The sequence below is a fragment of the Nocardioides taihuensis genome (assembly GCF_042657275.1).
Lineage (GTDB): Bacteria > Actinomycetota > Actinomycetes > Propionibacteriales > Nocardioidaceae > Nocardioides > Nocardioides taihuensis.
Window position 1 is genome coordinate 344,618 of the sequence record NZ_JBHSKD010000009.1, and the last position, 20,582, is coordinate 365,199.

Here is a 20,582-nt window from a genome sequence, read left to right on the forward strand (position 1 = left end):
GGTCAGCCTGCGAGCGCCTCGCGGCGCATCCGGCACAGCGTCGCCAGCGTGCGGGTCACGACACCGGAGAGCTCCCACCGCGTGTCGGGGGTCTGGGCACGCGCGATGTTCTCGTAGCTGATCATCTGGAAGACCGCCTCGGCCAGCCGCACCTGCGCCCACACGGCGTCGAGGTCGAGGTCCGGGTACGCCGCGCGCCACGCCTCGGCGTACGCCTCCCAGACCGCGGCGCGCGCCGCCTCCTTGTCGGCGTCGTCCGCACACTCGTCCGCGGCGCTGTCGGCGAGGTGGCGGGCGTCGAAGAACGGGTGGGTCAGGCAGGTGTCGGTCCAGTCGTAGAACACCGGGCGCTCACCGTCCCAGGCGACGTTGCCGAGGTGGAGGTCGCCGTGGCTGAGCGTGTCGGGCAGCCCCCACGCCCACAGCTCCCGCAGCCGGTCGGCGAGCCACTCCTCGCTCTCGGCGGCCTCGTGACGGAGCTCCTCCCCCATGGCGTCGGCCTCGACCGAGTCGTGGATGCAGGCGCGCAGGCCGGCGAGGGTGCCGGTGAGCCCGCGATCGGGGGCACCGGAAAGGAGCAGCGCGGCGTTCGCGCCCCGGGCGTCGAGCTGCAGGCGGGCCAGCGCCCGGGCCACGGCGGGCGCGCGGTCGGGCCGGGCGTCCTGGTCGGCCGGCAGGGGCTCCATGAGCAGCCAGGCCCGCGCGGCATCGACGCCCACGATGGTCGGGACCAGGTCCGGGGCGAGGCCGGCGACCGCGCGCGTGAGCGCCGGCTCCGTCCGGAACCCCTCGCAGGTGGCCTTGAACCACAGGTCGGCGGGCTTGCCGTCGCGCTCGACCGGGAAGCGCAGCACCGCCGAGAGCATCCAGATCTTCATCGCCTCCGGCGCTCCGCGACGCGCGAAGCCGTGCTCCTCGCCGACCGCGTCCACCCACGCCTCGACGTCGTCACGCCAGCCGGGCAGGTACCACGACGGGCGCCCGTCGTCCGGGAGCGGTGCTCCGGCGCGCAGCGCCGCGCGCTCGGCGAGCAGCGCAGTCACCCGGGCCAGGGCCGCCTCGGAGACACCGGCACCACCGAGGTCGGCGAGCGGCCACCACTCGGCGTCCGGCAGGGCGGACGTGCCGTCACCGACGAGCACGTTGGTGATCGTGCCGTCCTCCTCGCGGTGCGGCGGCACCTCCAGGTAGGCCGTGGCGGCGGCGGCGCCGGCGGCGGCGACGAGGTCGGGGTGGTCGGCCCACCGCTCGGGGTGGCGCGGCAGCCGCCAGCCCCCCTCACCGTCCGGGACGACGAGCACGGCTCCCCGCTGCTCGTCGAGGAGGGCGACCCGGTGGTGACGTTGTTGCACCGGCACGTTCTACCAGCGCCCGGCGGTGCCGGGCACCGCGTTTTCGTCCCGAGGCCTACCAGCGGTCGCGCTCGCCGAAGGGGCTCTCCCCCGGCGGCAGCGCGTTGAACAGACGCAGCGAGGCGCGCGGTTCACGCCCGTCCGGCCCGCCCGCGAAGAACGAGAGCACCGAGACCGACGCGGGGCTCAGCTCCATCCGGAAGACGGCCTCCAGGGGCGCGTCGACCGCGTGGGCCACCAGCGTCTTGATCGGCGTCACGTGGCTGACCACGACGACGGTGCCGCCGGGGTGCGCCCCGACGAGCCGCTCGAGGCCGGACAGCACGCGGGCCTCGACCTGCCGGAACGACTCGCCGCCGCCGGCCGCGACCTCGAGCGACCCGAGCCAGGCCTCGAGCTCACCGGGGTGCCTCGCCGCCACCTCGTCGAAGGTGAGGCCGTCCCAGGCGCCGAACTCCATCTCGGCGAAGCCGGGCTCGACGGCGAGCTGCTTGCCGAGGCGCTCCGCGACGATCTCCGCGGTCTCGCGGGTGCGTCGTACGGGCGAGGCGACCACGGCATCCACGCGCTCGGCGAGCGGCGCCAGCCACTCCGCGACCGCGCGCGCCTGGGCCCGACCCTCGTCGGAGAGGCCGGGGTTGGCACTGGCCAGCCCGCCGGAGAACCGCTTCTCGACCGTGTGCGCGGTCACGCCGTGACGCACCAGCACCACCGTCGTCGGGGGCCCGGCGGGCGGTCCCCAGCCGGGGCCGGGCTTGCGCGGCGTGGTGTCGGGGTCCTCGACCTCCTCGATCAGCGACTCGGGCTCGGCCCCGCCCGGGACGCTGACGCCGCTGCGCAGGCCGTCGAGGGCCTCGTTGGCGAGCCGGTCGGCGTGCTTGTTCAGCTCGCGCGGGACCCAGGTGTACGTCGTGCCGAACGGCGCGAGGCGGCTCGCCTCCGTGGCGAGCGGCTTCATGGCCGGGTGCTTGATCTTCCAGCGGCCCGACATCTGCTCCACGACGAGCTTGGAGTCCATCCGGACCTCGATGTCGGCCTCGGGCGCGAACTGCTCGGCGAGCTTGAGCCCCGCGATCAGCCCGGAGTACTCGGCCACGTTGTTCGAGGCCACCCCGATCGTGGTGCCGTCCTCGGCGAGCACCTCGCCCGTCTCGGCGTCCTTGAGCACCGCGCCGTACGCCGCGGGGCCGGGGTTGCCCCGCGACCCGCCGTCCGCCTCGATGACGACCGAACGAGGGCCCGTCACAGCCCGGACTCGGGAGTGCGCACCAGGATCCGCTGGCACTCCTCGCAGCGGATGACCTCGTCGTCGGCCGCGGCCCGGATCACCGCGATCTCGGCGTTGTCGACGGTGAGTCGGCAGCCGCCGCACGCGCGGGCGCGCAGCGCCGCGGCACCCACACCGCCCTTCTGCTCGCGCAGCCGGTCGTAGAGGGCCACCAGGTCGGCCGGCAGCCCCTCGGCGGTCGGGACGCGCTCGGCCGCGACACTGGCGAGCTCCTCATCGAGGGCGGCCAGCTTCTGGTCGCGGGCCGACGCCAGGGCGGCCAGGCGGGCGTCGGTCTCGGCGAGCTCGGAGGTGGCGCGGTCGAACTCCATCTGGGCGGCCTCGAGCCGCTCCATGACCTCGAGCTCCTCGTCCTCGAGCGTGGTGATCCGGCGCTCGAGCGAGACCAGCTCCTGCTGCATCCGCTCGAGGTCCTTGGGGTTGGTGATCAGGCCCTGGTCCATGCGGTCGCGGTCGCGCGTGCGGCGCGCCTTGACCTGCTCGACGTCGGCGTCGACCTTGGTCTGTTCCACGGTGAGGTCGTCGACGAGGATGCGGGCGTCACGCACCCGGTCGTCGAGCGCGGCGCGCTGCTGCTTGAGCTCGGCGATCTCGGCCAGCTCGGGCAGGTGGGTGCGCTGGTGGCGCAGCTGGTCGGCGCGGGCGTCGAGCTCCTGCACGTCGAGCAGCTTGAGCTGGGCGGACGGGTCGGCTTTCAGCGTCGGCTCCTTCAGGGACGGAACTGCCAGGGGTCGGTGCACAGGGTGCTCACGCGGGTCTCCACCGTAGCGCCCAGCGCCTCGGCCACCCGCGCCCGGACCACCGGGAGCCAGGTCCACTCCGCCGCCCAGTGCGCCACGTCGACCAGGGCGGGGCCGCCGTGCTCGACGAACTCGGCCGCGGGATGGTGGCGCAGGTCGCTGGTGACGAAGACGTCGGCATCGGTGCGGCGCACCGCGTCGAGCAGGAAGTCGCCGGCCCCACCGCACAGCGCCACCCGGCGCACCGGCCGCTCGGGGTCGCCCGCGACCCGCACGCCGTGAGCGGTCTCGGGCAGCGCTGCCGCCGCGTGGGCCGCGAAGGCGCCGAGGGTGGTGGGCGCGACGTCGCCGATCCGCCCGGTGCCCGCGTCGCCGGTGGCGGGGTCGGCGAGCTCCACGACGTCGTACGCCGGCTCCTCGTAGGGGTGCACGTCCAGGAGCGCCGCCACCACGGCCGCCCGCGCCGGACGGGCGAGCACGACCTCGATCCGCTCCTCCCCGACCGTCTCGACCCGGCCGACCTCACCGATCACGGGGCGCGCACCGTCGAGCGGGCGGAAGCGCCCCTGCCCCGGCGTGCTGAACGACGCGTGGTCGTAGTCGCCGATCCGGCCGGCGCCCGCCCCGGCCAGCGCGGCGCGAACCCGGTCGGCATCCGCGACCGGCACGTAGGTCGTGAGCTTGTCCATCGCGACGTCGGCGTCGGGCAGCAGCGGGCGCACGCCGGTCAGTCCGAGCGCGGCCGCCATCGCCTCCGACACGCCGCCGACCGCCCGGTCGGCGTTGGTGTGCGCGGTCAGCAGCCCGCACCCGGCCCGGGCCAGCGTGGCGAGAGTGCGGCCCTTGGGCGTCGTCGCCGGCACACCGTGCACGGGCTTGAGGAAGAGCGGGTGGTGCACCACGAGCAGGTCCGCATCCCACTCCGCCGCCTCGGCCGCGACGGCCGGCGCGGGGTCCACGGCGAACAGCACGCGGCGTACGTCGTCGGCGGGGTCGCCGAGCACCAGCCCCACCGCGTCCCACGACTCCGCGGTCGCGGGCGGATACCACTCGTGCAGCAGGTCGACGACCTCACCCAGCCTCGGCATGGGCACAGGCTAGGACCTCGAGCACCTCGCCCGCGCCGGAGTGGCCGACCTCGCGCCGCGTGACGACCAGCGCGACTTCGTGCCGGCGCTGGCTGCGCGCTACCTGCTCGTCGACGCCCACCACCAGGGTCGCGGCGTCGGTCGCCGCGTCGTCGAGATGCTGGTCGAGCGCCTGCGCGCGGACCCGGCGTGCGAGCTGATCCGGATGTCGCACCACCCGGACAACGACGCGAGCCGATCCCTCTTCACCTCCTTGGGCTTCGTCTCGACGGGCGAGGAGGAGGACGGGGAGCTGTTCATGGCGCTCGCCGCACAGTAGGGGGGACCACGCCGCTCACGTGCGCCGGTGGAAGGCGACCTTGCCGTCGGGTCGGCGGGTGTGGGTGAAGCGGGGGTCGTGGATCCAGGTGTGGTGGCGTCGGCACAGCAGGCGCCCCTTCTCCACGCTGGTGCCTCCACCCCGGGACCAGGCGGTGTCGTGGTGGGCCTGGCAGGCGGCCGGTGGCCGGTCGCAGCCGACCGCGGTGCAGCCACCGTCGCGCAGGGCCATCGCGGTGCGTTGCGGTCCGGTGTGGAAGCGCCGCTTCCGGCCGAGGTCGAGGACCTGCGACCTCCCACCCAGCACGGCGGGGATGATCCCCGCCTGACACGCCAGACGACGCGCCTGGGCAGCGGAGATCACCCCACCGGTCGACAGGCCCGCGGCCTCGAGCCCACCCAGGAGCGACTCGACAGTCATGGTCACCACCACCGTGGCCGCCACCCCACCGCCGGTGGCCGGCAACCGGTCCACGGGGTAGCGCTCCACCCACGCCGCGAACGCCAGCCCGCGCCGGTGCGGCAGCGGCTGGGCCTTCGTGTCGGTGTCACCGGTGTCTCCGGTGTGCTGGGCGTGGACCAGGGCGTCGAGCTGGGTGCGCAGCATCGCCCCCTGCAGGGCGGGCAGGGTGAACCGTCCGTGCACCCGGCCTGGGCCGTCCTCGGACATCGTGAACCGCGCCGACGCGTTCGCCTGGGCTTCCTCGGCCTCCAGCAGCCGCGCCTCGTGGGCCTCGGCCACCTCCGGGGCGACGACCTCCAGGATCCGGCGCCCCAGGACCTTCAACGCCTGCGCGTCATGCTCCCCCGCCGCCGCGATCAGGTGAAGGCGTGCCTCGTCCCGGACGCGGGGTCCACCAGCACCGGGGACAAGGCGTCCACCGCGTCGACGATCACCTGCGCCTGCTCCGGCAGCACCCGCCCCTCCGCGAGCGCGTCACCGACCGGCTCGTGCTCCCCGTCCAGCGCCACCGCCAGCTTCACCCTGCGGTGCGCCACCGCACGCGTCTGGTTCGTCGCCACCGCCCACCAGCCACCGGTCGTGGTCGCCCCCACGCCCTCGCCGGCACCGACCCGGTCCGCGTGCGCGACCAGCCGCAGCTCCAGCTCGGCCACCCGCGCCGCCAACCGGGTCACCTCCCCCAGCGTGTCGCGAACCTGCCCGCCCTCCAGTCCCCACACCGGCGTCTCCACCAACGCGTCCAGCTCGGCATGCAACCGCGCCACCGCCGCCGCCACCGGGTGCGCGACAGTGCCCCAGTCGGTGTCGCTCGTGGTGGTGGTCATGTGGTCCATACAACCCGCGACCACCGACACTTCCGGCCACGGAACGTCAAAATTCGAACACAAGTTCGATCAAAGTTCCGTCATGATTTCTGTCCGCAGGACTCGCCGGGCGGCATGCGGAGATCGTCAGTCGCCCGACGACCCCGGCCAGCAGTGCTGCGCCTTCCCCGACCCGGCTTCGCTGACCTTGCAGCCCACCTTGTGGGCCAGCCCGAAGTGGGGGTCGAAGAGCAGCACGAGCGCGATGAGCACGGCCCAGGCCGCGAGCGCGGCGGTCGTGCTGGCTGCGGTGCGCCGGAGGATCTCCACGGTCGTCAGCCTGCCCCGCGAGCGGCCGTCGACGCGTTCTTCGGACCCGGGATCACCCACGTGGGGTACGGGCAGGACTCAGCGTCGCAGCCACTCCCCGAGATCCGCCTCGACGAGCAGCTCGCGGGCCTCCGCCTCGCGGTCGTCGGGCACCAGCACCCGTGGCTGGATGACCAGGATCGAGCCCTCGAGCACGCCCATGGTCCGATCGGCGACGTGGTGCGGGATGCCGGCCTGCCCCAGCAGTCCCTCGACCACCGAGAGCAGGCCGGGATCATTCGTTCGGAGCAGTTCGGCCATGCGGGGCTCCTTGCGCGTCCGGTCGAGACCTCCACGCTAGCGCGCAGCGCCTGCGCGGGAGGTCAGCCACCCTGCCGTCCTTACCGCCGAGACGCAGGACATCGGCGGTCCACCCCCGGGCCGGAAACTCCCGTGCCGGGCGCGTTAGGGGCACCGAGACTGGGACCATGCCCCTCACCATCGTCACCGCCACCGGACCGCTGCTCGACGACTGGCGGGTGATCCACAACGAGATCATCCCGACCGCACCCTTGTCGGCCGACGACGTCGCGGAGCGGGCCGGGCGCCACCGGCTGACCCTGGCGTACGCCGACGGCGAGCTCGTGGGCAACGCCACCGTCCGCCCGCCGTCAGGACCCGGCGCCACCGCGACGGTGATCGTGCGCATCCTGCCCGGGCACCGCCGCCGTGGTCACGGAACGGCGTACCTCGAGGCCGAGCTCGCGCGGGCCCGCGCTGCCGGCGCCCGGCGCATCGAGACGGTGGTCCTGGAGTCGAGCTCCGACGGACTGTCCTTCGCCCTCGCGCGCGGGTTCGTCGAGCACCACCGCTACCTCCTGGAGGGCGACACCGTCCCGTTCGTCGACCTCCACCTGCCGAGCTGAGGCCTCTAGTTGACCTGCCGGTCGTAGCCCTCCCAGTAGGGCGCGCGGAGCTTGAACTTCTGCAGCTTGCCGGTGGCGGTGCGGGCCAGCTCGTCGCGGAACTCGATGGAGGTGGGGGCCTTGTAGCCGGCCGCACGCTCCTTGCACCACGCGATCAGCTCGGTCTCGGACGCCTCCTGGTCCTCGCCCAGCACGACGAGCGCCTTGATCGTCTCGCCCCACTTCTCGCTGGGTACGCCGATCACGGCGACCTCGGCGACGGCCGGGTGCGAGAAGAGCACGTCCTCGACCTCGATCGAGGAGACGTTCTCGCCGCCGGTGATGATCACGTCCTTCTTGCGGTCCTGGATGGTCAGGTAGCCGTCGGTCCCGATCACGCCGCCGTCGCCGGTGTGGAACCACCCGCCCTCCAGCGCGCGGGCCGACTCCTCGGGCTGCTCCCAGTAGCCCTCGAGCACGACGTTGGAGCGCGCCAGCACCTCGCCGGCGTTCGGCCCACTGGTGCTGGTGGTGAGCCGGACGCCGAGGGCGGGCGCGCCGGCGCGGACCAGCTTGCCGGCACGCTCCTCGGGGGCGAGGTCGTCCCACTCGGCCCGGGTGCGGTTGACGGTGAGCAGCGGCGAGGTCTCGGTGAGGCCGTAGATCTGGATGAACTCCCAGCCGAGCTCCTCCTGCACGCGGACGACGGTCTTCGTCGGCGGCGGCGCGCCGGCCATGATGATCCGGACCCGGTCGCGGCCCGGGATCTCGCCCTCCCAGTCGGCGGCGGCCTCGAGCACCGCGGCGGCCACGGCGGGCGCCGCGCACATCACCGTCACGCCGTGCTCCTCGACCCGGCGCAGGATCTCGGTGCCGTCGACCTTGCGCAGCACGACCTGCGGCACGCCGAGGCCGGTCATGGTGAACGGCATGCCCCACCCGTTGGCGTGGAACATGGGCAGCGTGTGCAGGTAGACGTCACGGTCGGTGACGCCGGCGTGCAGGCCGAAGGTGAGCGCGTTGACCCAGATGTTGCGGTGGGTGATCTGCACGCCCTTGGGCCGGGCGGTGGTGCCCGAGGTGTAGTTGATGCAGGCCGTGGCGTTCTCGTCGGGCTCCCACGGCTTCGGCTCGGCCCCCTCGGGGGCGAGGAAGTGGGCGTCGTCGCCCAGCACGTAGCGGTGCTCGGCGGTCACGCTCGCGAGCGCCTCGTCGAGCTCGGGGTCGACGAGCAGCACCCGGGCTCCGGAGTGCTGGACGATGTAGGACACCTCGTCCGGTCGCAGCCGGAAGTTCACGGGCACCAGCACGCGCCCGGTGCCCGCCACGCCGAAGAACGACGTGAGCAGCCGTGCGCTGTTGTGGCTGACCACCGCCACCCGCTCCCCCGGCCGGATCCCGAGGTCGTCGAGCCAGGCCGCCTGGCGTCGTGCGAGGTCGCCGAGCTCGCGGTAGGTGAGGTTCCCCAGCGAGGGGGCCGGCTGGTCGGGCTCGTCGATGACGCCGACCCGGTCGCCGTACACCGCGACGGCGCGGTCGATGAAGTCCGCGATGCTGAAGGGGACGATCATGGGGCCTCCTCGCTGCGTGGCAACACCGCCGGATGACGCCACCCGGTGACGACGGTCACTGTAGTGACGCGATGGTGGGTATCCGGTTGGTCCGGGCACCGCCGGGCGACGAACGGGGCGCCTGGTGCGACGAGCGGCGTCGACGGCGTCGGATGAGAGTCCTCTCATCCGGCTCTCACGGGCACGCCACGTCCGCGCAGGATGGTGGGGTCATGTCGCCGCTGGCCAAGACCCTGCTGCCGCTCGCGCTCGTCGTGCCCCTCGGGGCGTACGTCGCGGGCGCGCTCGTCGCGTCCGCCGCCGACGCCCCCCGCGAGCGGCCGACGATCGTGATCAGCCCCGTGGCCGACCCCAGCGGCGGCCCAGCCGGACCGACCGGCCACGACGGGCGCGGGGGCCGCAGCGACGGCAGCGACGGCGGTGACACGGCGCGCGACCCGGGTGAGGATGGGGCGACGACCGGCCCCACGGCCGGCGTGGACGACGACGGCGACGACGGCGACGACGGCGACACCGACACCGACGGCGACATCGAGACGGTCGTGCCGTCGCCGGACGACCTCGACGACGACCACGAGGGCCCCGACGACCGTGAAAGAGGAGGCGATGAGCGCGACGACGACGGGAACAGCGGCCCGGGCGGCGGGGACGACCACAGCGGCCGCCACTGAGCCTGCTCCCCCCGACCGCGACACCGGCGCCCGACCTCCCCGGTCGGGCGTCTCGGTGCGCGTGCGCATCGTGCTCACCGTCACCGTGCTCGCCTTCCTCGCGCTGGCCGGTGCGGGCACCATCGTCTACGCGATCGAGGCCGAGCGGCTCGAGCAGGCGTCGGTCAAGGAGATCGACCAGGAGCTCGACGAGTTCGCCAAGCTCCAGGCGACCGGCACCGACCCCGAGACCGGCCGGCCCTTCACCAGCGCACGCGGCGTGCTCAACTCGTTCCTGGTGCACAACGTGCCCGACGACAACGAGTTCCTCGTGACCTGGTACGGCGGCGAGGCGCAGCGCTCGCTGCCGGCCGCCGACCAGTTCGTGGACAGCCCGCTGTTCGACCGGACCGTCGCGCCCCTCGTGGAGCGCAACGGCACCGAGCGGATCGTCGTGCCGGAGTACGGCGACGCGTTGGTGACCGTGCAGTCGGTGAGCGACGGCCAGGAGACGGGGGCCCTGGTCATCGTCACCTACCTCGAGCTCGGGAAGGCCGAGCTCCGCAACACGATGCAGACCTATGCCGTGGTCTCGCTGCTCGCGCTGCTGCTGATCGTGGGCGTGGCGACCTGGCAGTCGGGGCGGCTGCTGGCACCCCTGCGCACCCTGCGCGACACCGCGGAGGAGATCGGCGGGACCGACCTCGCCCGGCGGATCCCCGAGACCGGCAACGACGACATCACCGCCCTCACCCGCACGGTCAACGGGATGCTGGCCCGGCTCGAGGCGGCGTTCGTCGGCCAGCGGGAGTTCCTCGACGACGCCGGCCACGAGCTGCGCACCCCGCTGACGGTGCTGCGCGGGCACCTCGAGCTGATGGAGAGCAGCGACGAGCGCGAGGTCGAGCAGACCCGGGCGCTGCTGCTCGACGAGGTCGACCGGATGTCGCGCCTGGTCGGCGACCTGATCCTGCTGACGAAGTCGGCGCGGCCCGACTTCCTGGCCCAGCAGCGGGTCGACCTCCAGCGGCTGACCCACACGCTCGTGGCCAAGGCCCGCGGCATGGCGGACCGTGACTGGCAGGTCGACGCGGTCGGGGACGCGGTGGTGACCGTCGACGAGCAGCGGATCACCCAGGCCGTGCTGCAGCTCGCCGACAACGCGGTCAAGCACACCCACCCCGACGACCGGGTCGCCATCGGCTCGCGCGTGGACGGGGACACCGTGCAGCTGTGGGTCGCCGACACCGGCGACGGGGTGCCCGAGGGCGACCGCGAGCACGTGTTCACGCGCTTCGGCCGCAGCGTCGTACGCCCCGACGACGAGGGGTTCGGGCTCGGCCTGTCCATCGTGCGCGCGATCGCCGAGGCACACGGCGGCCGGGTCGAGGTCACCGACACCCCGGGTGGCGGCGCCACGTTCACGATCACCCTCCCGCTCGGGACCCCCTCGACGACCGGCCCCGGAGGACCCGCATGGCCCGCATCCTGATCGTGGAGGACGAGGACCGCATCGCCTCCTTCATCGCGAAGGGCCTGCGGGCCGAGGGCCACCGCACCAGCGTCCAGCGTGACGGCCTCAGCGGTCTCGACGAGGCGCTGAGCGGTGGCCACGACCTGGTGGTGCTCGACATCGGCCTCCCCGGGCTCGACGGGTTCGGCGTGCTCGAGCAGCTGCGGGCCCAGGGGTCGACCGTGCCGGTGATCGTGCTGACCGCCCGCGACTCGGTGACCGACACCGTCAGCGCGCTCGAGGGCGGGGCCGACGACTACATGCCGAAGCCGTTCCGCTTCGCCGAGCTGCTCGCCCGCGTGCGCCTGCGCCTGCGCCAGGGCGAGTCCGGCGGCCCCGCCGACGACCGGGTCGTCGCCGGCGGCGTCGAGCTCGACCTGCGCACCCGGCGAGCCACCGTCGGGGGACGCGAGGTCGACCTCTCGGCCCGCGAGTTCGCGCTCGCCGAGTACTTCATGACCAACCCGGGCCGGGTGCTCTCGCGCGAGCAGCTGCTCGACCGGGTCTGGGGCCTCGACTTCGACCCCGGCTCCAACGTCGTCGACGTGTACGTCGGGTACCTGCGCCGCAAGTTCGGCGCCGCCTGCATCGCGACCGTGCGCGGCATGGGCTACCGGTTCGCCGCCTGAACCAGCGGGCAGCGGCCCGGGCGTCTGCCGAGCACCGACTAGGTGGTGAACTCCGCCAGGTCCTCGCAGAAGTCGCGCCCCTCGAGGTCGTTGCGTCCGGTGGAGTCGCGAACGATCCGGAACGAGTCGGGGACCTCGACGTCGTCTTCCGGATTGCCGGGGGTGCCGTTGTAGTCGACGTCGAACGCGAACCGGACCTCTCCCGGGTCCTTGAGGACCAGCGTGCCGTCCTGGTCGTAGTAACGAGAACCGCCGGACGCGAAGACCGTGATCGTGATCGTGCCGTCGCCGTTGTCGACGATCGTCTGGTCCTTGCTGTTGCCGGTGAACACGTTGGTGTACGTCCCGCCGGTGTCCAGGTTGGTCGAGACCACGGTGCCGTGGACGCTCTCGCGGTAGTAGGGGAAGGGATGTCTGCTACCGCCGCGCTGGTTGAACAGGAAGTTCCCCGACACGTCGCCCTCGTCCTGCGCCGGGATGCCGGCGCAGTCGTAGACGTCGCTGGTGAAGACGTCGTGGAAGTGGCCCTTGTCCAGCGGCTTGGCAGTGGCCGGCGTGCTCACAAGGAGGCCTGCCACGGCCAGCCCGGATACAAGAAGTGCAGGTCGTTCCCTCATGAGGCTCTCCCTCCCGGTGCCTTCCGACTCTGGCACCAGGCCATCCGGACGGCATTGCCCAGACGAGGTATTTCGCACCGCCGGACCCGTCCCGGCCCCTCGACATCGCCGTCCCGGGCCTCAACCACGGACCTTGTAGCTCAGCTGCGGCGCGGGCAGGTCGGCGAGCACCGGCTCCAGGGCCCCGGCGACCTCGTGCGGGAGGGGACGGTCGGCCGGGTCGGGCTCGAGCATGGCGAGCACGGTCTTGACGACCGCCGGGGGCGTGCGTCCGGGCAGGTCGTACGGCGCGTCCACCAGCTGCGGGAACCGGGCACGCACGTCGGGGGCGGCGGGGTCGCCGTCGTCGAAGGCGCGGTAGCCGGCGACCGCGTGGAAGAGCGTCGTCCCCAGCCCCCAGACGTCGCTGGCGTGGCCGGGCCGCCCGAGCCGGCCCGGCTCCGCCTGCTCGGGCGCCATCCACGCGTCGGTCCCGATCGGGACGTCGAGACCGGCGGCGCAGGCCGAGGAGCGGGCGACCGACAGGTCGATGAGCCGGGCGGGTGACCCCATGATCACGTTGCTCGGCTTGATGTCGAGGTGGACCACGTCGACGTGCCGGAAGTAGTGCAGGGCCGACGCGACGTCGATCGCGAGCGGCAGGTACTGCTGCGGGGTCAGCGGACCGTGCCGCCGGACCAGGCTCGACAGCCGGGGACCGTCGACGCACTCGAGGACGACGTGGGGCCGCTCGCCGTCCAGGCGCTCGCGCAGCCCCCGCACGACCACCGGGTGGTTGACCAGGGCCAGCTGCTCGACCTCGCGGCGCAGCCCGCGGCGCGCGGTCCCGTCCGCGCCCCGGCCCGGCCGGAGCACCTTGACCACGACCGGGCCGTAGGTGATCTCGTCGAAGGCCAGGTACGCCTCGTAGGAGGACCCTCCGCCGAGCAGCCGCACCGCGGTGAGCTCCTCGGTGATCGGGTCGCCCTCGCGGAGACGCCAGCTGTCGTGACTGCCCATGGTCGTTCCTTCCCGGGGGTCGTGCGGTCGGGGCGGCTCAGCCGCGCGTGTCGTTGCGCGAGGCGTCGTTGGTGTCGTGCCGGGAGTCGTCGGGGTTGTTCTTCCCGGGGCCGTCGTTCGTCAGGTCCGTGGTCAGGTCGGCCCGGCTCGCGTCGACGTCGCTGGTGACACCGGTGACCCGGCTGTTCGTCGGGTCGTTCTGGTCGCCCGTGTTCGTGCCGGTGCCGGTGTCGGTGCCGCCGGTGTCGGTCCCGGTGTTGGCGTTGGTCCCGGTGCCGGTGTCGGTGCCGGCGTCGTCATCGTCGTCGTCGAGCGTCGTGGTCACGGCCGGTGTGTCCTCGTCGCGCTTGACGACCTGGTCGTCGCCGGCAGCGGCGGCCACGCCGGCCGGGAACGCCAGCAGGCCGGTGGTCACGACGGCGGCCAGCCCGACGGGGGCGGCCACGAGGAGCTTGCGGGTGGGGAGCGGGGTGTTCATGGTGGGTCCTTCCTGGTGAGGTGCTGTCGGGGAAGGAGCCTCGCCGCCCGCAGTGAGCCCACCGTGATGCCGTCGTGAGAGGGCTCTCATCGGAGCACCGGCTGTGAACGTCCGGTGACGTCCCCCGCCACGCCCTCGGAATTGTCGGTGGTTGCTCCTAGGCTCGCCGGGAGGATCCCACCAGGGGCAGGTCGCGCCCCGTCTGGAGGCACCGTCATGACCCGAGGCACGTGGACACCCGACACGCTCATCGCGCGCTACGACGAGGTCCGCTCGCACACGGAGCGGCTGGCCGCGCCGCTCTCGCCGGAGGACCAGACGGTCCAGTCCATGCCCGACGTGTCGCCGACGAAGTGGCACCGCGCCCACGTCACCTGGTTCTTCGAGACCTTCGTCCTCGCCGACCACGAGCCCGGGTTCGCCCCGTTCCAGGACCAGTACTGGTTCCTGTTCAACAGCTACTACGAGGCCGTCGGTCCGCGGTACGCCCGGGCGGCGCGCGGGGTGATCAGTCGACCCGGGGCCCACGACGTCGGCATCTACCGGGGCAACGTCGACGCCCGGGTGCGCGACCTGGTGAGCACGCTCGACCACGGGGCCCTCGAGAAGCTCACGAGCACGATCGAGCTCGGCTTCCACCACGAGCAGCAGCACCAGGAGCTCCTGCTCATGGACATCAAGCACGTCCTCTCGCTCAATCCCCTCCAGCCGGTCTACGGCGGGGCGCCGTCGGCGCCCACCGAGCCCGACCGGCTCGGGTGGGTGGACGTCGAGGGTGGGCTCGTCGAGATCGGGCACCGGGGAGCCGGGTTCAGCTTCGACAACGAGCTCCCCGAGCACCAGGTCTACCTCGAGCCCTACCGGCTCGCCGACCGTCTGGTGACCAACGGGGAGTGGTTGGCCTTCATGGCCGACGGCGGCTACCGACGCGCCGACCTGTGGCTGTCCGACGGCTGGGCCCGGGTGCAGTCCGAGGGCTGGCGGGCTCCCTTCTACTGGGTCGAGGCCGACGGGGTCTGGCTCGAGCACACGCTCCACGGGACCTGGCCGGTCGACCCCGGACTGCCGGTCGGCCACGTCAGCCACTACGAGGCAGACGCGTACGCCGCGTGGGCGGGCAAGCGGCTGCCGACCGAGGCCGAGTGGGAGCACGGCGTCCGTGCGGCCGGCGGCGACGTGACCGGCAACCTCGCCGACCTCGAGACCTACCACCCGCGAGCGGCCGGGCCGGCGACCGGCCGGCTGCGCCAGGCCTACGGCGACTGCTGGGAGTGGACCTCCTCGGCCTACCTCCCCTACCCCGGCTTCCACCCGGCCGACGGAGCCATCGGCGAGTACAACGGGAAGTTCATGTCCGGCCAGATGGTCCTGCGCGGCGGCTGCGCGCTCACCCCGGCCGGACACACCCGCCCCAGCTACCGCAACTTCTTCCCGCCCGGGTCACGCTGGGCCCTGTCCGGGGTGAGGCTCGCCGACGGCGGGGCACCGACAGGCGGGGTGGCCCGGTGACCGGGGCGGGCAAGCCCGAGGTCACCGTCGTGCTCGACCCCGACTGGGCGGCCGGCGGTCTCGTCGAGGACGTGCGCCGCGGCCTGAGCCGCCATCCCCGCACGCTCCCGCCCAAGTGGCTCTACGACGACCGGGGTGCCGCGCTGTTCGAGGAGATCACCCGGCTCCCGGACTACTACCCCTTCGAGGCCGAGCGCTCGATCCTCGTGTCCCACGCGGCCGACATCGCGCAGGCCAGCGGCGCCACCACGCTGGTGGAGCTGGGCTCCGGCACGAGCGAGAAGACCCGTCTGCTGCTCGACGCGTTCACCGCCGACGGGCAGCTGACCCGGTTCGCCCCCGTCGACGTGGCGGAGCAGACCCTGCGCGAGGCCGCCCACCAGATCTCGCAGCGCTACCCGGGCCTCGAGGTGGCCGCCGTCGTCGGAGACTTCACGCTGCACCTCGCCCACCTCCCCCGCGGAGGGCGCCGGATGGTCGCCTTCCTCGGCGGCACGATCGGCAACCTCTACCTCGAGGAGAGGCGCGCCTTCCTGGGCGCCCTGGCCGACCTGCTCGAGCCGGGCGACTCGGTCCTGCTCGGCACCGACCTGGTCAAGAGCGTCGACCGGCTCCTGGCCGCCTACGACGACGACGAGGGCCTCACCGCCGCCTTCATCGGCAACGCACTCCTCGTCCTCAACCGCGAGCTCGGTGCCGACTTCGACCCCGAGGCGTTCTCCTACATCCCCTTCTGGGACGCGCACATGGAGCGCATGGACATGAGGCTGAGGTCCGAGGTCCCCCAGCGGGTGACCCTCCCGGGGGCCGACCTCGTGCTCGACCTGGCTGTCGGCGAGGAGATCCGGGTCGAGATCTCCACCAAGTTCCGCGTCAGCAGGATCGCGGGCGAGCTCGAACAGGCCGGGCTCGAGGTGACCCGGGTCTGGACGGACCGGGCCGGCGACTTCGCGCTGACCCTGGCCACCAAGCCCTGACCCGCGCCGTCAGGCCCGACGGACCGCGCGCACGACGGCGTCGACCCCGGTGCCGGCGATCGCGCGCGGACGCTCCTCGGCGACGACGTCCCACTCCTCGGCGTCGAGCGCCTCCAGCGCGCCCTCGACCGTGACCTGCACCTGACCCGCCGCCGGGCTCGGCCGGCCGGTGGCGGGGTCGACCGGCTGGTGGCCGAGCATGAACAGCGTGCCCCCGGGGGCGACACCCGAGGCCAGGCGACGGACGAGGTCGACGACCGACCCCGCGACGTGCACGTAGAGGCAGCTGACGAGGTCGTACGTCGCGGCCGGCGGCGTCCAGGTGCCCAGGTCGCCCTCGACCCACGAGATCCGGCCGCCCACGTCGTCGCCCAGCGCCGCGGCGGTGGCCCGCCCGTGCTCGAGGGCCGACGGCGAGAAGTCGAGCGCCGTCACGTCCCACCCGGCCGCGGCCATCCAGATCGCCTCCGCGCCGTGCCCGCAGCCGGCGTCGAGGGCGTAGCCGGGCGGCAGGTCCCCGTGCAGGTCGCCCACCAGGGCGACCAGGTCGGCGTTCGGCGGCCGCGCGGCCACCGTGTCGGGGTGCTCGCGCAGCACCTGCACCCAGCGTCGTTCCCAGTCGGACCGGTCGAAACCCTCCGCCACCGTCGACGCCCCCTCAGACGAAGGGCCGCAGCTTGTCGACCGCCCGGGAGGGCACCGTCACCGCGATCCCGCGGCCGATGGCCTCGACCATCCAGCCGCCGCCGTCGCCGGCCGCGCGGCGCACCAGCTTGGCGAGCACCAGACCGGTCTCCGGCACGCCGGCCGTGAGCGTGAACCGGGCCAGCTCGACGTCGGTCTCGTCGTCGACGACGCGGCAGTAGGCGTTGCGGACCCACTCCATGGAGTGGCCCTGGTAGCTGCTGACCAGGAAGATGATCGTGTCGACCGGTGGGTGCACCCGGGCGAGGTCGACGGTGATCACCTCGTCGTCGCCCGTGCCGCTGCCCGTGGTGTTGTCACCCTGGTGGACCACGGACCCGTCGCGCGTGGCGAGGTTGTTGTAGAACGCGATGTCGAAGAGCTGGTCGCCGGTGAACTGCACCGCCGTCGCGTCGAGGTCGACGTCGGGCGCCCCGGTGCCGATGAAGCCGGCCGTGCGCTCCTTGTCCCAGCCGACGCCCATCCGGAGCCGGGCCAGGGGCTTGCCCTCGGCATCGGCCAGCTCGACCTCCTGGCCGGGGTCGAGCTCGATCACACCCTCGCTCACGCGGGCCTCCCTCGGTTTCGTGTGGTCACGAACCTACCGGGGGCCGCACAGCAGGGGTGGCACGGTCGGGCCCGGGACATCTGCATCGGGGAGGAAGCCGGGCCCGACCGTGGTCCTCATCCTCCGGCGGGGGATGTCGTTGGCGATCAGGGTGACGGTGTCGGGCTCGTCGGGGCTGACGAACGCGTAGGTGTCGGTGCCGTCGGCGACGGGGTCCTTCGAGATCTCGGGTGCTTCGCGGTGGGACGACATGTCACCTTCCCCCTGCCGCGTTGAGGATCCGGACGGCGAGGTCGCGGTCGTGGACGGCCACCTCACGCTCGCCGACCATGAGCCGCACCTCGCTCGACCGGTGGTCGGCGACGTCGGCGACGACGGCCTCCTGGGCCGCGTCGGGGCGGCGCGTCGCCGCAGCCGCCGTCGACGCCGTCAGTCCGACGGCTCCCGCCGCGGTGCCGGCCCCCGCCGCGGCTAGGAATCTCCTCCTGCTGGTGTCGCTCATCTGGCTCTCACTGTCCTCGGATCGCGAGCGTCACCGGTGTGGCGCACGCCACAGGGAGTTCGGAGCAGGGGACCGACCGGATGGGGCGAGCCCTCAGCGGCGCCGCCAGGCCGAGATCCGCGGGACCGCGGAGGTCGGCGGGGAGGCGCTCTGCGCCCACACCCGGCGCCACGGCGCGACATCGGGACCGCCGGGGTCAGGGGTCGCGTCGAGGGCGGCACGACGCCGCGCGTCCCACCAGGTGGTGGAGTCCTCGTCGAGCAGCGCGGCGATCGCGGACCGCACCTTGGGCGCGAACGTACGCGGCGACTCCCCCGGCTCGGGCCGGATCGGCTCGCCGAAGCGGATCGTCAGCTGCCGTCGACCGGGGCTCGGCCAGCCCTGGCCGCGCGGCATCGCCGCGAACGTGCCTCGGTGGGCGACCGGGATCACCGGCACGTCGTGCTCGCAGGCGAGGAACGCCGCACCCATGCGGAACCGGCCGACCCAACCGTCCTGCGAGCGGGTGCCCTCGGGGAAGATCACCAGGCTCCAGCCGTCGGCGAGCACCTCGCCGGGCGTCGCCGACATGGTGCCGCCGTGCCGCTCGATCGGGAAGGTGTTGAAGACCAGCGCCGAGCCGACCGCCCGCCACCAGGTGTCGAAGAAGTAGTCGGCCGCGGCCGCCACCGCCGTACGGCGTCGCCACGCGTCGGGCAGCGAGAGCAGGATCAGCGGGGTGTCGAGGTGCGAGGCGTGGTTGGCCACGAAGATGACCGGCCCCTGCGTGCGCTCGAGGATGTCGAGCCCCTCGACCCGGGTGCGCACCTGCGAGCGGAAGAGCGGCTCGAGGCCGACCTTCTGGGCGACCTCGCGGGCCGCCATGGCGGGCTTGCGCCGCGACCACTCCGAGGGAAAGACCGTCTGCGCCTGCGGCGGCACGAACGGCTCGGCCGAGCGCGGCACCTGCGAGCGTCGGCCCCAGCGCCAGCCGCGCGCGACCTGGCGGACGTCGTCGACCGAGTCCTGGACGAATCCCATGCCCGACCGCCTCAGACCCGCACGTCCGCGAGGATCTGCGGAGGGTTGTGCAGGTAGGTGATCGACGGGTTGGTCCCGACCGTCCCCGACGCCATCTCCAGCGCGTCCGCGAGCGTCGTCGCCGCGCGGAAGCCGAGCCGCTGCGCGACGCGGCGGTCCGCACCGACCCAGATCACCTCGTCGACGTGGTCCATCGCGTGCGCCGCCCAGTACCACATGTAGAACGGGTGGACGCCGTGGTAGGCGTGCGAGGTGCGGTAGAGGTGGATGTACCAGGGGTCGGTCGCGAACTGCTGCTCGTACTTCTCCCCCACCACGACCGGATCGGTCGACTCGGCGAGCACCTCCTCGTAGAAGTCGACGTACGACGGGTGGTGCAGCTGGTTGAAGCCCTCGTTGAGCGGGTGGTAGAGGATCACCGCGCCTCCGCGCCGTACGACGGGCGCCCCGCGGTAGGAGTTGAAGTAGTAGCCCAGCCCCAGGCAGGTCGCGAGGATCGGGTTGAGCGACGAGCTGACGTTGTAGGGGCCGAGATAGGGCACCCCCATCACCAGCACGTCGGACTGGCCCTGCACCTCGACGAGCTGCTGGCGGTGCACCATCTCGATGGTCCGGTCGTGCACGGCCTCGGTCTCACCGGCGTTGATGCCGGTCAGGCCGTAGGGCGCGCGCAGGTCGTGGAAGAGCTTGTGCCGCAGCCGGTCGGGGGCGACCGCGAGGCCGCGCTTCATGGCGAGCATGGTGGCCTGGTCGCGCAGCGACCACTCCCACTCGCGCTTCATGAGGAACTCGTAGGGCGAGGGGAAGACCTCCTGGTCGAGGGTGGTCTCGATCTGGAAGATCCGCAGGTGGTCCTTGAGCATCCGGCCCATCCGCCACGCGGAGTGGTGCAGGTGCGACTTCGTGTGGTCCATGAAGGAGTGCGAGCGGACCATCGTCTTCGCGTTGTGGTGGTGGCGCAGCGACTTGTAGGACGCCAGACCGATCGGCACCGACTTGTGCCCGCCGTCCATGGCGACGAGGTTGACGTTGACGTAGACCAGCAGGTCGGACTCCGCGGCCCGCCGGTTGATCTCGACGTCCTCGCCCTTCTCGGTCATCCCGATGTGGAGCAGGTTGTCGTGGTCCTCGGCGTCGTGGTTGGTGAGCAGGCCCTGGGGGAAGAACGAGCGGAACACGCGCTCGCCCACGATGTGCTTGAGCTCGGCGGGCGTCATCCGCCGGTGCAGCGCGTTGGCGGCGACCAGCTCGACGTCGTCCACGCCCGCGTCGGCGGCCATGGTCAGCACCTGCTCGATGATCCGCTGCCGGATGTCGGGCTTGCGCATCGTCGGCAGCGGCAGCGACAGGTCGTCGAAGGCGATGGTCAGCCGCATGCCGGCCCGCAGCAGCGCGGGCAGCGGCTCGGAGTCGACGGGGTGCAGCAGCGCGTCGCGGATCGCCTCGTCGACGTCGGGCACGGTGGGCAGCGACTCGGGCGGGTAGACGACGCGGGTGCCGAGCGGGAAGTTCTCCAGCCGGAACCCCTGGCCCTCGTGCACGATGAGCGGCGGGGTGCGGTCGTCCACCTCGAGGACGAAACCGGGGCGAGACATGTCA

General features: G+C 73.0%; 25 protein-coding genes. 7 read left to right on the top strand and 18 right to left on the bottom strand.

The genetic code is table 11. The features are described 5' to 3' along the window. Positions 1–2 precede the first annotated feature (2 nt). From ACFPGP_RS11090 to ACFPGP_RS11105, 4 genes are read right to left on the bottom strand one after another with little or no spacing between them, the layout of a single operon-like run. Positions 3–1,352 carry a phosphotransferase family protein gene (locus ACFPGP_RS11090; RefSeq protein WP_378590041.1) on the bottom strand — a complete coding sequence of 450 codons (1,350 nt, stop codon included), beginning with the start codon at positions 1,350–1,352 and terminating at the stop codon, positions 3–5. Positions 1,353–1,407: 55 nt separating this feature from the next. Then, positions 1,408–2,598 carry a bifunctional RNase H/acid phosphatase gene (locus tag ACFPGP_RS11095; protein WP_378590043.1) on the bottom strand — a complete coding sequence of 397 codons (1,191 nt, stop codon included), beginning with the start codon at positions 2,596–2,598 and terminating at the stop codon, positions 1,408–1,410. Continuing rightward, the gene (locus ACFPGP_RS11100; protein ID WP_378590045.1) at positions 2,595–3,380 is read right to left on the bottom strand and encodes a zinc ribbon domain-containing protein; all 786 of its coding nucleotides are present in this window, start codon (positions 3,378–3,380) and stop codon (positions 2,595–2,597) included. The genes ACFPGP_RS11095 and ACFPGP_RS11100 overlap by 4 nt, the downstream gene beginning before the upstream one ends. Continuing rightward, positions 3,350–4,468: a Nif3-like dinuclear metal center hexameric protein gene (locus ACFPGP_RS11105; RefSeq protein WP_378590047.1), complete on the bottom strand. Its 1,119-nt coding sequence runs from the start codon at positions 4,466–4,468 to the stop codon at positions 3,350–3,352. The genes ACFPGP_RS11100 and ACFPGP_RS11105 overlap by 31 nt, the downstream gene beginning before the upstream one ends. Positions 4,469–4,508: 40 nt before the next feature. Here ACFPGP_RS11105 and ACFPGP_RS11110 point away from each other — a divergent pair, with 40 nt between their 5' ends. Next, positions 4,509–4,787, top strand: coding sequence for a GNAT family N-acetyltransferase (locus ACFPGP_RS11110; protein WP_378590049.1), 279 nt, complete (start codon positions 4,509–4,511; stop codon positions 4,785–4,787). Between the two features lie 15 nt (positions 4,788–4,802). Here ACFPGP_RS11110 and ACFPGP_RS11115 read toward each other — a convergent pair whose 3' ends face one another. From ACFPGP_RS11115 to ACFPGP_RS11130, 4 genes are all read right to left on the bottom strand, one after another. Further along, positions 4,803–5,609, bottom strand: a complete 807-nt coding sequence (locus ACFPGP_RS11115) for an HNH endonuclease signature motif containing protein (protein ID WP_378590131.1) — start codon at positions 5,607–5,609, stop codon at positions 4,803–4,805. Next, positions 5,606–6,073, bottom strand: a complete 468-nt coding sequence (locus ACFPGP_RS11120; RefSeq protein WP_378590051.1) for a 13E12 repeat family protein — start codon at positions 6,071–6,073, stop codon at positions 5,606–5,608. The genes ACFPGP_RS11115 and ACFPGP_RS11120 overlap by 4 nt, the downstream gene beginning before the upstream one ends. A gap of 126 nt (positions 6,074–6,199) precedes the next feature. Beyond that, positions 6,200–6,382 carry a hypothetical protein gene (locus tag ACFPGP_RS11125; protein WP_378590052.1) on the bottom strand — a complete coding sequence of 61 codons (183 nt, stop codon included), beginning with the start codon at positions 6,380–6,382 and terminating at the stop codon, positions 6,200–6,202. Positions 6,383–6,460: 78 nt separating this feature from the next. Beyond that, a complete protein-coding gene (locus ACFPGP_RS11130) occupies positions 6,461–6,682 on the bottom strand; it encodes a putative signal transducing protein (RefSeq protein WP_378590054.1) in 222 nt (73 codons plus the stop codon). Positions 6,683–6,849: 167 nt separating this feature from the next. Here ACFPGP_RS11130 and ACFPGP_RS11135 point away from each other — a divergent pair, with 167 nt between their 5' ends. Beyond that, entirely contained in the window at positions 6,850–7,287 is a 438-nt protein-coding gene (locus ACFPGP_RS11135) for a GNAT family N-acetyltransferase (protein ID WP_378590056.1), read from the top strand. 5 nt (positions 7,288–7,292) lie between these two features. On the opposite strand, the gene ACFPGP_RS11140 is transcribed toward ACFPGP_RS11135, so the two are convergent. Beyond that, on the bottom strand, positions 7,293–8,837 hold the full coding sequence (locus tag ACFPGP_RS11140) for an AMP-binding protein (RefSeq protein ID WP_378590057.1): 1,545 nt from the start codon (positions 8,835–8,837) through the stop codon (positions 7,293–7,295). A gap of 212 nt (positions 8,838–9,049) precedes the next feature. Here ACFPGP_RS11140 and ACFPGP_RS11145 point away from each other — a divergent pair, with 212 nt between their 5' ends. From ACFPGP_RS11145 to ACFPGP_RS11155, 3 genes are read left to right on the top strand one after another with little or no spacing between them, the layout of a single operon-like run. Then, complete coding sequence (locus ACFPGP_RS11145; RefSeq protein ID WP_378590059.1) at positions 9,050–9,508, top strand: hypothetical protein; 459 nt, start codon at positions 9,050–9,052, stop codon at positions 9,506–9,508. Further along, positions 9,444–10,979, top strand: a complete 1,536-nt coding sequence (locus tag ACFPGP_RS11150) for a sensor histidine kinase (protein ID WP_378590061.1) — start codon at positions 9,444–9,446, stop codon at positions 10,977–10,979. Before ACFPGP_RS11145 ends, ACFPGP_RS11150 begins: the two co-directional genes overlap by 65 nt. Next, entirely contained in the window at positions 10,964–11,629 is a 666-nt protein-coding gene (locus ACFPGP_RS11155; protein ID WP_378590063.1) for a response regulator transcription factor, read from the top strand. The genes ACFPGP_RS11150 and ACFPGP_RS11155 overlap by 16 nt, the downstream gene beginning before the upstream one ends. A 38-nt stretch (positions 11,630–11,667) precedes the next feature. Here ACFPGP_RS11155 and ACFPGP_RS11160 read toward each other — a convergent pair whose 3' ends face one another. From ACFPGP_RS11160 to ACFPGP_RS11170, 3 genes are all read right to left on the bottom strand, one after another. After that, positions 11,668–12,207, bottom strand: coding sequence for a hypothetical protein (locus tag ACFPGP_RS11160; protein WP_378590064.1), 540 nt, complete (start codon positions 12,205–12,207; stop codon positions 11,668–11,670). A gap of 159 nt (positions 12,208–12,366) precedes the next feature. After that, a complete protein-coding gene (locus ACFPGP_RS11165; RefSeq protein ID WP_378590066.1) occupies positions 12,367–13,245 on the bottom strand; it encodes a serine/threonine-protein kinase in 879 nt (292 codons plus the stop codon). Positions 13,246–13,282: 37 nt separating this feature from the next. Next, positions 13,283–13,723 (bottom strand): hypothetical protein, encoded by a 441-nt coding sequence (locus tag ACFPGP_RS11170; protein WP_378590068.1) that lies wholly within the window; start codon positions 13,721–13,723, stop codon positions 13,283–13,285. 216 nt (positions 13,724–13,939) lie between these two features. Here ACFPGP_RS11170 and egtB point away from each other — a divergent pair, with 216 nt between their 5' ends. Next, positions 13,940–15,232: an ergothioneine biosynthesis protein EgtB gene (gene egtB / locus ACFPGP_RS11175; protein ID WP_378590069.1), complete on the top strand. Its 1,293-nt coding sequence runs from the start codon at positions 13,940–13,942 to the stop codon at positions 15,230–15,232. Continuing rightward, positions 15,229–16,209, top strand: a complete 981-nt coding sequence (gene egtD, locus ACFPGP_RS11180) for an L-histidine N(alpha)-methyltransferase (RefSeq protein ID WP_378590071.1) — start codon at positions 15,229–15,231, stop codon at positions 16,207–16,209. The genes egtB and egtD overlap by 4 nt, the downstream gene beginning before the upstream one ends. A 9-nt stretch (positions 16,210–16,218) precedes the next feature. Here the strand turns inward: egtD and ACFPGP_RS11185 are convergent, their stop codons facing one another. The 6 genes from ACFPGP_RS11185 to larAH form a co-directional block, all read right to left on the bottom strand. After that, positions 16,219–16,854, bottom strand: a complete 636-nt coding sequence (locus ACFPGP_RS11185) for a class I SAM-dependent methyltransferase (protein WP_378590073.1) — start codon at positions 16,852–16,854, stop codon at positions 16,219–16,221. Positions 16,855–16,867: 13 nt separating this feature from the next. Beyond that, a complete protein-coding gene (locus ACFPGP_RS11190) occupies positions 16,868–17,461 on the bottom strand; it encodes a TerD family protein (RefSeq protein WP_378590075.1) in 594 nt (197 codons plus the stop codon). Positions 17,462–17,494: 33 nt separating this feature from the next. Then, on the bottom strand, positions 17,495–17,713 hold the full coding sequence (locus ACFPGP_RS11195; RefSeq protein WP_378590077.1) for a DUF4331 family protein: 219 nt from the start codon (positions 17,711–17,713) through the stop codon (positions 17,495–17,497). A 1-nt stretch (position 17,714) separates the two neighbouring features. Further along, the gene (locus ACFPGP_RS11200; RefSeq protein ID WP_378590079.1) at positions 17,715–17,963 is read right to left on the bottom strand and encodes a hypothetical protein; all 249 of its coding nucleotides are present in this window, start codon (positions 17,961–17,963) and stop codon (positions 17,715–17,717) included. A gap of 93 nt (positions 17,964–18,056) precedes the next feature. Next, complete coding sequence (locus ACFPGP_RS11205) at positions 18,057–18,983, bottom strand: lysophospholipid acyltransferase family protein (protein WP_378590081.1); 927 nt, start codon at positions 18,981–18,983, stop codon at positions 18,057–18,059. 11 nt (positions 18,984–18,994) lie between these two features. Next, a complete protein-coding gene (larAH, locus tag ACFPGP_RS11210; protein ID WP_378590083.1) occupies positions 18,995–20,578 on the bottom strand; it encodes an NPN-dependent hydroxyacid isomerase, LarAH14/15/16 family in 1,584 nt (527 codons plus the stop codon). Positions 20,579–20,582 lie beyond the last annotated feature (4 nt).